Source organism: Thauera mechernichensis (assembly GCF_029588855.1).
GTDB classification, from domain to species: Bacteria; Pseudomonadota; Gammaproteobacteria; order Burkholderiales; family Rhodocyclaceae; genus Thauera; species Thauera mechernichensis.
In genome coordinates, this window is sequence record NZ_JARQZE010000006.1 from 37,372 (window position 1) to 50,912 (window position 13,541).

General features: G+C 65.3%; 12 protein-coding genes and 1 tRNA gene. 10 read left to right on the forward strand and 3 right to left on the reverse strand.

The window, feature by feature from the left end:
* Nucleotides 1–30: 30 nt before the first annotated feature.
* The 7 genes from P7F68_RS10465 (at nucleotide 31) to P7F68_RS10495 (ending at nucleotide 7,607) form a co-directional block, all read left to right on the forward strand.
* Nucleotides 31–300 (forward strand): HPr family phosphocarrier protein, encoded by a 270-nt coding sequence (locus tag P7F68_RS10465; RefSeq protein WP_002926011.1) that lies wholly within the window; start codon nucleotides 31–33, stop codon nucleotides 298–300.
* A 1-nt stretch (nucleotide 301) separates the two neighbouring features.
* Entirely contained in the window at nucleotides 302–2,032 is a 1,731-nt protein-coding gene (gene ptsP / locus P7F68_RS10470; RefSeq protein ID WP_002936018.1) for a phosphoenolpyruvate--protein phosphotransferase, read from the forward strand.
* 145 nt (nucleotides 2,033–2,177) lie between these two features.
* Nucleotides 2,178–4,373 carry an autotransporter domain-containing protein gene (locus P7F68_RS10475; RefSeq protein WP_277832952.1) on the forward strand — a complete coding sequence of 732 codons (2,196 nt, stop codon included), beginning with the start codon at nucleotides 2,178–2,180 and terminating at the stop codon, nucleotides 4,371–4,373.
* 109 nt (nucleotides 4,374–4,482) lie between these two features.
* Entirely contained in the window at nucleotides 4,483–5,838 is a 1,356-nt protein-coding gene (locus tag P7F68_RS10480) for a phenylacetate--CoA ligase family protein (RefSeq protein ID WP_277832954.1), read from the forward strand.
* Nucleotides 5,835–6,548, forward strand: coding sequence for a cupin domain-containing protein (locus P7F68_RS10485; RefSeq protein WP_277832956.1), 714 nt, complete (start codon nucleotides 5,835–5,837; stop codon nucleotides 6,546–6,548). Before P7F68_RS10480 ends, P7F68_RS10485 begins: the two co-directional genes overlap by 4 nt.
* A 17-nt stretch (nucleotides 6,549–6,565) precedes the next feature.
* On the forward strand, nucleotides 6,566–7,390 hold the full coding sequence (locus tag P7F68_RS10490) for an LIC_10091 family protein (protein WP_277832959.1): 825 nt from the start codon (nucleotides 6,566–6,568) through the stop codon (nucleotides 7,388–7,390).
* Nucleotides 7,391–7,532: 142 nt separating this feature from the next.
* A tRNA-Gly gene (locus tag P7F68_RS10495) sits at nucleotides 7,533–7,607 on the forward strand.
* Between the two features lie 137 nt (nucleotides 7,608–7,744).
* Here P7F68_RS10495 and P7F68_RS10500 read toward each other — a convergent pair.
* Entirely contained in the window at nucleotides 7,745–9,196 is a 1,452-nt protein-coding gene (locus tag P7F68_RS10500; protein ID WP_277832960.1) for an amidase, read from the reverse strand.
* A 178-nt stretch (nucleotides 9,197–9,374) separates the two neighbouring features.
* Complete coding sequence (locus tag P7F68_RS10505) at nucleotides 9,375–9,827, reverse strand: DUF4902 domain-containing protein (protein WP_277832962.1); 453 nt, start codon at nucleotides 9,825–9,827, stop codon at nucleotides 9,375–9,377.
* Nucleotides 9,828–9,916: 89 nt separating this feature from the next.
* On the opposite strand from P7F68_RS10505, the gene P7F68_RS10510 reads away from it, so the two are divergent.
* Nucleotides 9,917–10,630, forward strand: coding sequence for an autoinducer binding domain-containing protein (locus P7F68_RS10510; RefSeq protein ID WP_002926031.1), 714 nt, complete (start codon nucleotides 9,917–9,919; stop codon nucleotides 10,628–10,630).
* A gap of 173 nt (nucleotides 10,631–10,803) precedes the next feature.
* Nucleotides 10,804–11,586, forward strand: a complete 783-nt coding sequence (locus P7F68_RS10515) for a hypothetical protein (protein ID WP_277832964.1) — start codon at nucleotides 10,804–10,806, stop codon at nucleotides 11,584–11,586.
* Here P7F68_RS10515 and P7F68_RS10520 read toward each other — a convergent pair.
* Complete coding sequence (locus tag P7F68_RS10520) at nucleotides 11,565–12,032, reverse strand: winged helix-turn-helix transcriptional regulator (protein WP_002926036.1); 468 nt, start codon at nucleotides 12,030–12,032, stop codon at nucleotides 11,565–11,567. The genes P7F68_RS10515 and P7F68_RS10520 overlap by 22 nt on opposite strands.
* A gap of 134 nt (nucleotides 12,033–12,166) precedes the next feature.
* Here P7F68_RS10520 and P7F68_RS10525 point away from each other — a divergent pair, with 134 nt between their 5' ends.
* On the forward strand, nucleotides 12,167–13,477 hold the full coding sequence (locus P7F68_RS10525) for a D-amino acid dehydrogenase (protein ID WP_277832967.1): 1,311 nt from the start codon (nucleotides 12,167–12,169) through the stop codon (nucleotides 13,475–13,477).
* Nucleotides 13,478–13,541: the final 64 nt, after the last annotated feature.

The window sequence follows — 13,541 nt, forward strand, 5'->3', positions numbered from 1 at the left end:
GACACGGGAAAACCCGGGGGAGACGAGTCCATGCCAAGAGCGGACGCCGACATCATCAACAAGCTCGGCCTGCACGCACGTGCGTCGGCCAAGCTCACCCAGCTCGCCAGCAATTACCCGTGCGAGGTCTGGCTCGAGCGCAACGGCCGCCGCGTCAACGCCAAGAGCATCATGGGCGTGATGATGCTGGCCGCCGCCAAGGGCAGCACGATCACGATCGACACCGAAGGCGAGCAGGCCGACGACGCCCTGCGGGCGATCCGGGACCTGGTCGCGGACCGCTTCGGCGAAGGGGAGTGAGATGCCTTTCACTGTCCACGGCCTCCCGGTCTCGCAGGGCATCGCGATCGGCCATGTGCACCTGATCTCCCACGCCCTGCTCGAGGTCAACCACTACCACGTCGCGCCGCGCCACATCGAGGACGAGCTCGCGCGCCTGGACGAGGCCGTCGCCACCGTGCAGGGCGAACTCGTCGGCCTCAAGGCGGTCACCACCTCGGGCCAGGCCCACAGCGAAGTCGGCGCATTCGTCGACCTGCAGCTGATGATGCTGGCCGATCCGATGCTGGTCGACGCCGCCCGCCAACTCGTCGAATCGCGCCGCTGCAACGCAGAGTGGGCGCTGGTGCAGCAGATGGAGCACCTGGTCGAGCAGTTCCGTCAGATCGAGGACCCCTATCTGCGCGAGCGCCAGGCCGACGTCGTGCAGGTGATCGAACGCCTGGTCAAGGTCCTGCTCGGCCATCCCGGCCACCTGCCGCCCAAGCGGCGCGACGGTCTGGGCACCATCGTCGTCGCCCACGACCTGTCACCGGCCGACACCATCGGTTTTCGCGACCACAACATCGCCGGCTTCGTCACCGACGTCGGCGGGCCGACCAGCCACACCGCGATCGTTGCCCGCAGCCTCAAGATCCCCGCCGTGGTCGGCCTGCACCATGTGCGCGACCTGCTCGAGGACGATGAGCTCGTCATCGTCGACGGCACGCGCGGCGTCATCATCGTCGCCCCCGGCGACGAGATCATCGAGGAGTACCGCCTGCGCCGCAGCGAGCTGGAGATCGAACGCTCCAAGCTCAACCGCTTGCGCGACACGCGCGCCACCACGCTGGACGGCGAAAGCATCAACCTGATGGCCAACATCGAGGGCCCCAAGGACCTGCCCGCGGTCAAGTCCGCCAACGCCGACGGCATCGGCCTGTACCGGACCGAGTTCCTCTTCATCGGCCGCGACAACCTGCCCGACGAGGACGAGCAGTACGAGGCCTACCGCGCCGTCGTCAAGGCGATGCCGAGCAAGCCGGTCACCATCCGCACCTTCGACGTCGGCAACGACAAGGCACTCAACGGCGTGCACTCGCGCATGGAGCCCAACCCCGCGCTCGGCCTGCGCGCGGTGCGCTACTCGCTGTCCGAACCCAAGATGTTCCTCACCCAGCTGCGCGCACTGCTGCGCGCGTCGGCGCACGGCAAACTGCAGATCATGGTGCCGATGCTCGCCCACGCCCAGGAGATCGACCAATGCCTTGCCCTGATCGAAAAGGCCAAGGCTGAGCTGCGCGCCGAGAAGCTCAAGTTCGACGAAGGCGTGCAGATCGGCGGCATGATCGAAGTCCCCGCGGCCGCGTTGTCGCTCGGCATGTTCATCCGCCGCCTCGCCTTCCTGTCGATCGGCACCAACGACCTCATCCAGTACACGCTGGCGATCGACCGTTCGGACGAGGCGGTGGTACACCTCTACGACCCGCTCCACCCCGCGGTGCTCAAGCTCATCGCCGGCACCATCGCCACCGGCGCCCGCTACGGCCTGCCGGTGTCGGTATGCGGCGAGATGGCGGGCGACCTCGCCTACACCGAACTGCTGCTCGGCATGGGCCTGCGCAACTTCTCGATGCATCCGGGCAACATCCTCGAGATCAAGCAACAGATCCTGCGCGCCGACCTCGGCGAACTCGCACCCAAGGTGCAGCGCATCCTCAAGATGGACGAGCCGGCGCGCATCCGCGAGGCGGTCGAACGACTGGTGGCCTGACGCTCACTCAGAAAACGCCGTCTGCCGGCACCGGGCGAAGCGGATGTTGCGTAAGCCCAACTTGGGCGAAAAGACCCTGAGCACTCCGTGGCCTTGGTGCTAATCTTGAGCGCAGGATGCACTTGCACGCTCAGGAGACAAGAACATGAAAACCAGCAGCAGAAGAACCCGCTCGATGCTTCGCCCCAGCGTGCTGGCCTTGGCCATTGCGACGGGGTTCCCCCTGATTGCTTCGGCCCAATCCAGCCTTCCCGCGGAATTCACCGTTCTCGGCTCGCTGGGAGGCGACTACAACCGCCTCGGCGGCTATTACAACAACCGTGTGGTTTCCGCGGATGGCACGGTCGTCATCGGTTACGGGGAGACGACGGATGGCTACTACAACGCCTTCCGGTGGACCGCTGCCGACGGCATCGCCAGCCTGGGGACCCTGGGCGGCAACTACAGCTACGCCCACAGCATGTCCGCCGATGGCGGCGTGGTGGTCGGGCAGAGCTACCTCACCGACTGGAGCAACTCTCGCGCCTTCCGCTGGACCGAGGCCACCGGCATGATCGATCTCGGCACCCTGGGCGGCAACTACAGCTATGCCTACGGTGTCTCCGCGGACGGTAGCGTGGTTGTCGGACAGGCTCGCACGGCGATGAACCAGGACCGCGCCTTCCGCTGGACCGAGGCCACCGGCATGGTCGACCTGGGCACCCTGGGCGGCAGCTACAGCTACGCGACCGGTGTGTCTGACGATGGCAATGCCGTAGCCGGATATGCATACACTGCAGCAAGCCATGGCCATGCATTCCGCTGGACGGAAGCGGGAGGGATGGCCGACCTGGGCACCTTGGGCGGCAACTATAGTTACGCATACGGCATTTCCGGTGACGGCAGCGCGGTGGTCGGCCACGCGGACACAGAGAGCGGACACACGCACGCCTTCCGCTGGACCGAGGCCTCCGGCATGACCAACCTGGGCACACTGGGTGGCAACTGGAGCTACGCCTACCGGGTCAACATCGACGGCAGCGTCGTGATCGGATACGCGCGCACCGAAGAGGACCAATACCATGCCTTCCGCTGGACCGAGGCGGGCGGCATGGCCGACCTCGGCACCCTGGGCGGCAACTATAGCTGGGCGAGCGGGCTCTCGGACGACGGCAGCGTCGTGGTCGGGGTCACGTACGACGCAGACTCGATCTACCAGCCCTTCCGCTGGACGGCCGCGACGGGCATGCAGTCGGTGTCGGACTGGCTGGCGGGCGCGGGCGTGACCACGCCCGAAGGCTGGCGGCTGGCAGACGGTGGCGAGGTCGGCGTGAATAGCCTCGGCAACGTCGTAGTCGGCACCGGCCGGGATGCAGAGGGGCGCAATCAGGTGTGGCTCGCACGTGTGGGTCACGGCAGCGGCATCATCAGCGTGCAGGACTGGCTGCGCAGCGTCTCCGGCGCCGGCCAGGCCTTCCATTCCGGCTTGCAACTGACCAACCTGCCGCTCAATGGCGCCCACCATCGCCCGCTGATGAGCTATCCACAGCTCGGCAGCACGAACTGTTTCTGGGCGACCGGCGATCTCGCCCGACACGAGAACAAGGATGCCCGCGTCGGCACGGGAGAGGTGGGTGTGTGCACCGACTTCGCTGGCGGCGCCGTGCGCGCCGGGGTCGGAGTCGGCATCGGACGCCAGACTCAGGATCTCGCCTTTGGCGGCCGCAGCAAGGTCGACGGCCAGTTCCTGGTGGGCGAGGTGAACTGGCGCCCTGAAGGCTCCCCCATCGTCGGCTCCGTCACCGCAGTGCTCGGTGATTGGGATGCCGATATCCGGCGCGGCTACATGAACGGCACGACGCAGGAACGTTCGAGCGGCAGCCCGGACGTCGACGCACTCGCACTGCGCTTGCGTGCGGACTGGTTCGACGCCGCACGGCTGGGCTCGGCGACACTGACGCCCTGGGCCTCCTACACCTGGAGCCGGGTCAAGGTCGACGGCTACACTGAGAGCGGCGGCGCTTTCCCCGCCACCTTTGACGGCCAGAAACATAACGCCGACGAGCTCCGCCTCGGCGTCGCCGCCGACTGGAGCTTGACGCCGGCGACCGGGGTCCGCGGCACGATCGAGACCGTTCATCGCCTCGACGACCGTGGCCCGGCGCTATCTGGCAGCGAGGCGAGCGGTCTGCTCAGCTTCAACGAGCCAGGCGCCCGCATCCGCAAGAACTGGCAGCGTATCGGCGTCGATGTGGATCACCGCATCAAGCCGAACATGGTTGTGACCGTGTCGGCGCATGCCGCCACCTCCGGCGAGGACCCGAGCTACTCCGCCGCGGTTTCGCTGCGCCTCGGCTTCTGACGGCTGCAGCCTTCGTCGTACCGCCACCGTGCCGGGTCCCGCCCTGGCGCGGTGGTTTTTGACCTTTCTCATCCACTTCATCCGGAACCGCAGCAAGCGCCCCCCAAGCATGGACTTCGTAAGCACGATGCCTGGCCTGCACTGGCCAGCGTTGCCGGGACCAAGGGCGATCATGCGCCTCGGGCTGCTGCATCAGTTCGCAGCCACTCAATGGTGGCCTGCCGAGCGGCTGGCAAGCATGCAGTTGCGCCAGCTTGCCGAGCTCGTCGCCCACGCCCGCAAGCACAGCCCCTACTACGCCCGCACGCTCGCACACCTCCCCGCGCAACTGGACGAAAGCGCATGGCGGTCGATCCCGGTCCTCAAGCGCGACACCGTGCAGGAAGAGAAAGCGGCACTGCGTAGTACGCATTGCCCGCAAGCGCATGGTGGTCGCGAAACCATTTTCTCTTCTGGCTCGACAGGCAAGCCGATCGCCGTCGAGCAAACCACGCTCACCCAGTTGTTCTGGGAGGCATTCACGCTGCGCGACCACGAATGGCATGCGCGTGACGTGGCGGGCAAGCTGTGTTCAATCCGCTTTTTCCCCGATGGCAGTGCCGCGCCCCCCCAGGGCGGGCGTGGCCCGAACTGGGGCAGCGCCACGGCCGACCTCGTCCGCACCGGCCCCGTTGCCATGCTGGACGTACGCTCGAGCGTCGACCAGCAGATCGCTTGGCTGGAGCGCGAACAACCCGAATACCTGCTGACCCACCCCACGATTCTCGACACCCTTCTGCGCACCCTTGAAGACGGCAGGCCGTTGCGGCTGGAGCGCCTGCGCGAGGTCCGCACGGTAAGCGAAGCGCTGCCCGAAGGCTTGCGCGAGCGCTGCCGGCAATTGCTCGGTGTTTCCCTGACCGACATCTACAGCACACGCGAGACGGGCTACCTCGCGCTGCAATGCCCCGAGCACGATCACTACCACCTACAGGCCGAGAACGCCCGCATCGAGATCCTCGACGCCGGCGGCCAGCCCTGCGGCCCCGGTGACATCGGACGTGTGGTGGTCACACCGCTGCACAATTTTGCCTTCCCGCTGCTACGCTACGAAGTTGGCGACTATGCCGAAGTCGGCGAACCTTGCCCCTGCGGTCGCGGCCTGCCGGTCATCAGGCGCATCCTTGGCCGCCAACGCAACATGCTGCGCCTGCCGGACGGTCGATGCCACTGGCCGATCCTGAACTACAAGGCCATGAACACCATCGTGCCATTGCGACAGCTGCGCATGATCCAGGTCGAGCTCGAGCGTATCGAGGTCGACATCGTGACCACGCACCGACCTGATGAAGCCACGGAGCTGCGCCTCGGCGAGGAGATACAGCGCAACCTGGGCTACCCCTTCAAGCTCGAGTTTCACTATGTCGACGCCATTCCACGCTCCGTAGGCGGCAAGTTCGAGGACTTCATGTCGCGGGTCGCATGAGTCCGCACAGTGATGAGCACATGATGACGGCGTCGATTTCACCTACCGCAAGCCTGCTGCCCAGCAAAGAGGCATTGCTCGCATTCTGGGAAGCACTGCTGGCGGGCTCGCTCGCCACCCACGAGTTCGAGGACATGGTCGGCAGGCATTGGCAGGAACGACGTTTCCTGCGCCGCTGCCCGGCTGCTGTCGATCAGGTCGAGGAGATCATGCGCGCACGCCACGACCTCGAGTCCGCGGGCTATGGTCATGACATCGGCGACATGCGTTTCGAGAGCCTGCTGCTGACCCGGTCGATCGGCGGACCGTCGGCAATCCACGTGCGCGCCCCGGCCGAGCGCCACCCCGATGGCCCATTGAGGACACGCAACCGCGAGCCCCATGTACACGACTCGGGGCGTATTGCGCTGATCACCGCGGACAGCGCCACGTTCTTCATCGAACATCCGGGCCGGCGAGGCGAAGCAGTACTCAGGGTGGCGGTGGCGCGCGGCGACATGCTGTTCTGGCCCGCCGGCCTCGCCCACACCTTCGATGCTGGCAAGGGATTCAGCCTGGTCTCGGCCATGGCACGCCACGTCCCGCCTGCATCCACCGAGTTCGCCTTGCCGGCGTCGGCGCTGGGACTCGATCTCGACGCCTGCGAGGCGTTCGACTACGGCGACATCGAAGCACAGATTTCACCTCTGCCCCCCGCTCGACACGGATGACAGCGGCTTCGACCGCCATGCGCACGGAGCTGCCCTGGCTGCTCGGCGGACGCCCGCTGCGACCCGACCGCGGCGGCTACACCGTGACGATGCGGGAGGACGAAGGCACCGCCCGCGCTCTCGCTGCGCTGCGCGCGAGCCGGCGCGCGGCGCCCTGCATCCATGTCGGCTGGGGCAGCTTTCGCAATCTCGACATCGCCGCGGCCAGAAGCTCCGCCAGCGTGTATCTGTGCGACATCAATCTGCACCAGTTCCGCGTCTGGCGAGCAGTACGCCAGGCATTGCGCAGGGCCGACTCACCCGCAGCCTTCGTGGATGCAGTCACCCCGACACTGCCCCAGCGCCCTCGCCTGCGGATGTTCTCCACCGACGTACGGGACTGGATTGGCCGTGAGCTGTCCCGCCCCGACAGCTGGCTCAACGAACGTTCGACAGAGCGCTACCGGCACATACGCGAGCTGTTCGAAACCGGCGCCGTCAGAGTGCTGCAACTGGATCTTGCAACCTCGCCCGACGCCCCGCTACGGCCCTTCGGACGCCTTGCCGCACGACTCTCGGAGCGGGCAAGCAACGACGGTTTCGCTGTGGACACGGTATACGTGTCGAACATCCCGTTCATGCTGCAACAAGCCGTAGGCTTCTTCGGGGAAGACCAATCATCGGACGGACGGAGCGTATCCGCCGCGTTGCACGCAGTCCGCCACAACCTTGGATTGCTCGCCTCGCCCGCTGCCCTGTTGATCACGGCTGAGCACCTGGCAACGACGAGCACAAACGCCAATCTGCAATGGCGCACCGAGGTACTGCAGCTCGATGCGTATCTGCAAGCAGGACTGCCTTGAGGCGGCGCCACGACGCATAACCGCAGTCACTCCGTCATCGCTGACACCACCTGCCGGGCTCACCTGGACACATTGCGTCGGACGGCCTGCGCCCAGTAGAATGGCGACCTTGTTCGCTTCGGCCAGGGGCCGGATGCGCATGGCGGGTGTCGTATAATGGCTATTACCTCAGCTTCCCAAGCTGATGACGAGGGTTCGATTCCCTTCACCCGCTCCACCTGAATTCAAGCACTTGCGCCAATCCTCCGGGGTTGGCGTTTTGCTTTCATGGCTCATGTAGCCGAGACGAATGCCATTCGGATGTACTGAAGAAGGAATCGTTCTCGGGCCGGCAGTCCCTCTTGCCAGTCCCCGTCAGCTGGCTGCAGCCGGCGGCGTCGCGTAGCCATCGACGATGCGATCGATTTGTGCACATGCCTCGATCAGCGCTTCATCCCCCCAGCGCCGCCCGACACACTGCAGACCGACTGGCAGGCCATCGAACGGGCCGGCCGGCAGCGAAACCACGGGGTGACCGGTCAGTGAAAACAGCCCCACCATACTGACGGTGGCCTCCAGAAAAGGGAGGGCCCGGTCACCGACCACCAGTGTCGGCGGCTTGCCCAGCGGCTTGAGCGCGAACGCCGGATAAGCGGTCCGCGGTGCCGTGGGGCAAATCAGCACATCGTGGTCATCGAGGAAGTTCTCCATGGCACTGATCAGCTGATCCCGGATGTTGAGCGCGGCGTTGTAGCGACGCCAGTCAAACCGCAAACCTTGCGTGAAGGCTCGGGTGAGAGGCTGGCGCTTGGGAATCAGGCGACCGGCCATCGCGATCAGATGACGCTCCCAGGGCTTGAAGGCCAGACCGATCTCGGCGCCGGCGAGCACACCATAAGCGTATAGGGCACGCTCAGGATCGAAGGCGTCGGGAAAACACCGTACAACCTCTACGCCCGCATCGGTGAGCCGCCCGATGGTCCGATCCAGGCCGGCACGTGTACGATCGCACAGGGGCAGGCCGGCGAAGTCATCCCACCAAGCGACGCGCAGCCGGTCAGTGCGGGCACGGCCGGCCACTCCGGCGACCGGCGGCACCTCGGTATCGATACGGTCCGGCCCCGCCATGACCGACAAACCAAGCGCCAGATCCTCGATCGACCGGGTCAGCACGCCGAAACTGAGCATGTGTCGGACACTGCGCGGCTGCCCGGGCAGATGCGGAATGTGACCGGTTCTCGGAATACGGTTCTCCGTGGCCTTGAGTCCATAGACGCCACAGTAGGCCGCCGGGATGCGGATGGAGCCGCCCAGGTCGCTGCCCGGGTCCATGTACGAGAACCCCATGGCCACCGCGGCGGCGGCACCGCCGGAACTGCCGCCCGGGGTGACATCGTGACGCCATGGGTTGCGTGTCGCCCCGAATACCGGACTGATGCATTGAGGGTCGCCAGCCAGTCGGGACAGGTTCGTCTTTCCCAGGATGATTGCACCCGCCTGGCGCAAACGCGCAACCACGGTCGCGTCGGTGTCAGGCACGTAGTCAGCCAGCGGCGGGTGGCTAGCGGTCGTGCGCATGCCAGCCGTGGCAAACGCATCCTTGACAGTGATGGGCACGCCCCGCAACGGCAGCTTCGCAGGGTCATGGACAGACTCACGGTCACAGGCCTCGGCCTGCCGGCGCGCAGACGCCGCATCCAGGGTCACCACGGCGTTGATGATGCCGTTGGAGAGATCGATACGCGTCAGACACCCGTCCACCGTGGCCGCCGCGCTCGTCGTGCCGGTCGACATGGCTTGATGCAGCCGGGCAACCGAATTGCTCAAGATGATGCTCCTCTGGCCGGAAGCAAACCAATCATGACATTTGCTTTTCGATGGACGTCAAAATTGATATTCTCAACGGATATCGTTTGAGCTTTTGTTCAAGCGGAATCCGCTTGTAAAGGCGAATTTTCGGTTGTTCGTGTGCCATTTTGGATGATGTATTTTTCTGGCGCCCGGGTCAGCCGCCGTAGCGCTGTACGATGAAAGGCCACACCGTCTTGTTCCAGGCCAGGCCATCGACAATGACTGTCAGTCGCCGCAGGGAGGCAGCCATGCCCAGATCCCGCATGTGCCCGTCGACCAGCATGAAGTTCGATCGTGGCTCGCCCGTGCGCTTTAGGAAGGTATGACCGTGCAAGACATCAAGCACCCAATCCCAACCCAGACTGATGTAAGGACGACGCCCCGCGATCCATTCGGTGAACCCGGTCACATCAGTCACGTCACCACACCCGGGAATGGGGGCCGCCTCCGGTACGTCCAGACCCGAGGCGAAGTGACGCAACCGGACAGTGCTCAAGGCCTGCTCCGGCAAACGGACGAGTCCATCGTCCGATACCCGAACGACGGACGTCATTGGCTGTTCTGTTCTCATCTGCTCACGCGTTGTTATTGGTTTGAAGCGCTTCATTGTTGCCAGACATTAGCGCGCCGGTGTGTTTCTAGGCATGTCAACGTTGACAGGTTCAGAGATCCCGATACCCGGCCAGAGGGCGTCGGATGAACATCTGGCGCGAAGACCTCCTGACCCGACTGAACGCCGCGCACGGTGCAACCGAAGTGTTCTCGGTGATCGAGCTTGAGAGCAAGGCACTTGGCTTCGACCACCTGGCCTACGGTGTGCGCTTCCGCTATCCACTGAGCAACCCCCGCATCGTTCTGCTCAACAACTACCCGGAACAATGGCAAACCCTTTACGCCGAGCGTGGATACATCAATAACGATCCCGTGGTCATGCGTGGAATGGCATCGCAACTGCCCTTCGTCTGGTCCGAACACTACTCACAGGCCAGCGACACGTTCTGGGAAGAAGCCAGGCAGTTCGGCATTGCCAACGGTTGGTCTCAATCTGCCACGGACTGTCGCGGCCGGCAGAGCCTGGTGTCTTTCGTTCGCGGCGCCGAGTGTCTGAGTTCGGCCGAGCTATTCGCGAATGGGGCGCGCTTGAGCTTTCTCGCCCATGCGGGCCATGAGTACCTGTGTCATCAGTTGGCCCGCGAACACCACGCGCAAGATCTCGGCGAACTGACGACCCGTGAGGTCGAGGTCTTGCGATGGACCGCCGAGGGCAAGACTGCCGGGGAGATTTCGATTCTCATGGGCATTTCCGAACGCACCGTGAATTTTCACGCCGCCAACACCATGGCCAAACTCAACTGCGCCAACAAGACCGCCACCGCGGTAAAGGCAGCCATTCTGGGATTGCTGGATTAAGCTTGAAGCGCCACCGTTCGGCGATCGGGCGCTGGAGCCACCGGCTGGGTCGGGGGGCTGGCCGTACTTGGCATGTCGCTCTACACCCACTTAATACGGATTCAGACGCTCAACCCGGCTCATGCGAGTCTGCCGTTTTGGATCACACCCTGAGGCAACAGCGGAGGCAAGTGATGAGTCCACGCCGACCGAAGACATGGCATGCCCAAGCAACAGCGCTGGCCGTGCTCGGCGTAAGCGCCCTCGCACTCGCGCTCGTAGCGCCCATCCCACAGTCGCCGCTGTATCACCAGTTCGCCGACACGCGCGCACTTGCAATCGGCCGCCTGCTCATTCCCAACGCTGCCGATGTCCTGAGCAGCCTCGCCTTCTGTGCGGCGGGCCTTGCAGGCCTGGTGCGGGGAGCGCACGCGCCGCCCTCGCAGCGCATGGCGCTGAGGGTGTTCTTCATCGGCCTGGTCCTGACTGGGGCGGGTAGCGCCTGGTACCACCTCGACCCCAGCAGTGCCAGCCTGTTCTGGGATCGCCTCGCCATGTGCATCGCGTTTGCCGGTGCACTCGGCGCCCTTGCCGGCGAGCGCCTCGGCGACCGAGCGGCTCGGCGCTGGCTCGGTGGCTGGCTGTTGCTGGGCGCGTCGGCGCTGGCCCTATGGGTACTGAAGGACGACCTGCGGCTATACGTTCTGACGCAGTTCGGCGGCTTCATGGTCCTACTGATCTGGCTGCGCCACAGTGTGCGGCCCGGGGCCTGCGCCTTGCCATGGGGATGGCTCCTGGTGGCATACGGGCTGGCCAAGGTTTTCGAGGCCGCCGACACCAGCATCTGGACGCTCTCCGGGCAGCTTATCGCTGGACATGCACTCAAGCACCTCGCCGCCGCCGCGGGTGTCATCCCGCTGCTGATCGCCCTGTCACGTGCAGACCGGGGCCTGGATCAAGGCTCGGGCGGCAGGTAGAGACTTTCCTTGACCTCCTCCATCACCACGTAGCTGCGCGATTCGGTTGCCGACGGCAGCTTGAGCAGGATGTTGCCAAGCAGGCGCCGGTAGTCGCTCATCTCGGCGATACGCGCCTTGATCAGGTAATCGAAGTCACCCGACACAAGGTGACACTCCATCACCTCGGGGACAAACGCGAGTTCCTTCTTCACGCGGTCGAAGGTGTCGTTCGACTTGGCAGCGAGCTTGAGTTCGACGAACACCAGCAAGGGCCGGCCAAGCGCCCGCGGGTCGACGCGGGCGTGGTAACCAGTGATGACGCCCTCGCGTTCGAGACGGCGCACACGCTCGGTGCACGGGGTCGCCGACAGCCCCACACGCTGGGCAAGCTCGGTCATCGACAGGCGGCCGTCCTTCTGCAGCAGATCGATGATCCGGCGGTCTATGCGGTCGAGATCGCGCATTTCACTCCTGAAGTGCCCTGGCACGGGGCAACAAAGTTGATATCACTATAATCGACCATTAGTTAGGTGATTTTCACTGCATTTTGCTGACTAAACTGCCGACATTCAACAGCTACAAGACAGGAGACACCAGGATGAACGTGATCGTACTCGGAAGCGGCGTGATCGGCACCACCACCGCCTGGTACCTCGCGCAACGCGGCGCCCGGGTAACGGTCATCGACCGCCAGCCTGGTGCCGCGCTCGAGACCAGCTACGCCAATGCCGGCCAGGTCTCGCCTGGATATTCGACGCCCTGGGCCGCACCCGGTATTCCCCTCAAGGCCGTGAAGTGGCTGTTCCAGCGCCACGCCCCACTCGCGATCCGTGCCGACGGCAGCCTGTTCCAGCTGCGCTGGATGGCGAGCATGCTCGCCAACTGCACCAGCGCGCGCTATGCGGTGAACAAGGAACGCATGATGCGCGTCTCCGAATACAGCCGCGACTGCCTGCGCACCCTGCGTGCCGAAACCGGCCTGCACTACGAAGAGCGCAGCCGCGGCACGCTGCAGCTGTTCCGCACTCAGGCCCAACTAGACGCAGCTGCGCGCGACACGGCCGTACTCGACGAGTGCGGCGTACCTTATGAACTGCTGGCCGGCGACGCGCTTGGCAGCGCCGAGCCCGCACTGGCCAGCCGGGCCACCCCGCTCGCCGGGGGCCTGCGCCTGCCCAACGACGAGACCGGCGACTGCCACCTGTTCACCACCCGGCTCGCCGACATGGCACGCGCAGCGGGTGTGGAGTTCCGCTTCGGCGTCGATGTGCGCGAACTGCTCAAGCGTGGCGGCCACATCGACGGCGTGCGTGTCGCGGGAGCAGAGGGCGACGAGATCCTGCGCGCCGACCGCTACGTGCTGGCCTTCGGTAGCTACTCCCGGCAGATGGCAGCCAGCCTGGGGCTCGAACTGCCGGTGTACCCGGTCAAGGGCTACTCGCTTACGGTACCGCTGGTCGATGCCGCCGCCGCGCCGGTGTCGACGGTGCTCGACGAGACCTACAAGGTGGCCGTGACCCGCTTCGACGACCGCATCCGAGTTGGAGGCATGGCCGAGCTCGGCGGCTTCGACCTGCGCCTGAACCCACGCCGGCGCGAAACCCTGGAGATGGTCGTCGGCGACCTCTTCCCCGGCAGCGGCGACCTGCCCAAGGCAGAATTCTGGACCGGGCTGCGGCCGATGACGCCCGACTCGACGCCGATCATCGGCGCCACCTCCTACCCCGAGCTTTTCCTCAACACCGGTCACGGCACGCTGGGCTGGACCATGTCCTGCGGTGCCGGCGCGCTCGTCGCCGATCTCGCCTGCGGCCACCAGCCGGCGATCCGCCATGACGACCTCGGCCTCGCCCGCTACGGTCGCAAGGCGGGCGGCAGCACCGCGGGCTACACCCTGTCACCCGCCTGAATCCCCTGCTCATCAGTCGTGGAGTCATGCCATTGGGGCCGCGCTATTGCGGCCCCAATGCGTT

What these genes read in the sequence shown, in the direction of transcription:
- P7F68_RS10480 (WP_277832954.1), top strand. Translation starts at nt 4,483, where the DNA reads ATGGACTTCGTAAGCACGATGCCTGGCCTGCACTGGCCAGCGTTGCCG.
- P7F68_RS10515 (WP_277832964.1), top strand. Translation starts at nt 10,804, where the DNA reads ATGAGTCCACGCCGACCGAAGACATGGCATGCCCAAGCAACAGCGCTG.
- P7F68_RS10505 (WP_277832962.1), bottom strand. Translation starts at nt 9,827, where the DNA reads ATGAAGCGCTTCAAACCAATAACAACGCGTGAGCAGATGAGAACAGAA.
- P7F68_RS10475 (WP_277832952.1), top strand. Translation starts at nt 2,178, where the DNA reads ATGAAAACCAGCAGCAGAAGAACCCGCTCGATGCTTCGCCCCAGCGTG.
- P7F68_RS10465 (WP_002926011.1), top strand. Translation starts at nt 31, where the DNA reads ATGCCAAGAGCGGACGCCGACATCATCAACAAGCTCGGCCTGCACGCA.
- P7F68_RS10525 (WP_277832967.1), top strand. Translation starts at nt 12,167, where the DNA reads ATGAACGTGATCGTACTCGGAAGCGGCGTGATCGGCACCACCACCGCC.
- P7F68_RS10510 (WP_002926031.1), top strand. Translation starts at nt 9,917, where the DNA reads ATGAACATCTGGCGCGAAGACCTCCTGACCCGACTGAACGCCGCGCAC.
- P7F68_RS10520 (WP_002926036.1), bottom strand. Translation starts at nt 12,032, where the DNA reads ATGCGCGATCTCGACCGCATAGACCGCCGGATCATCGATCTGCTGCAG.
- P7F68_RS10485 (WP_277832956.1), top strand. Translation starts at nt 5,835, where the DNA reads ATGAGTCCGCACAGTGATGAGCACATGATGACGGCGTCGATTTCACCT.
- ptsP (WP_002936018.1), top strand. Translation starts at nt 302, where the DNA reads ATGCCTTTCACTGTCCACGGCCTCCCGGTCTCGCAGGGCATCGCGATC.
- P7F68_RS10490 (WP_277832959.1), top strand. Translation starts at nt 6,566, where the DNA reads ATGCGCACGGAGCTGCCCTGGCTGCTCGGCGGACGCCCGCTGCGACCC.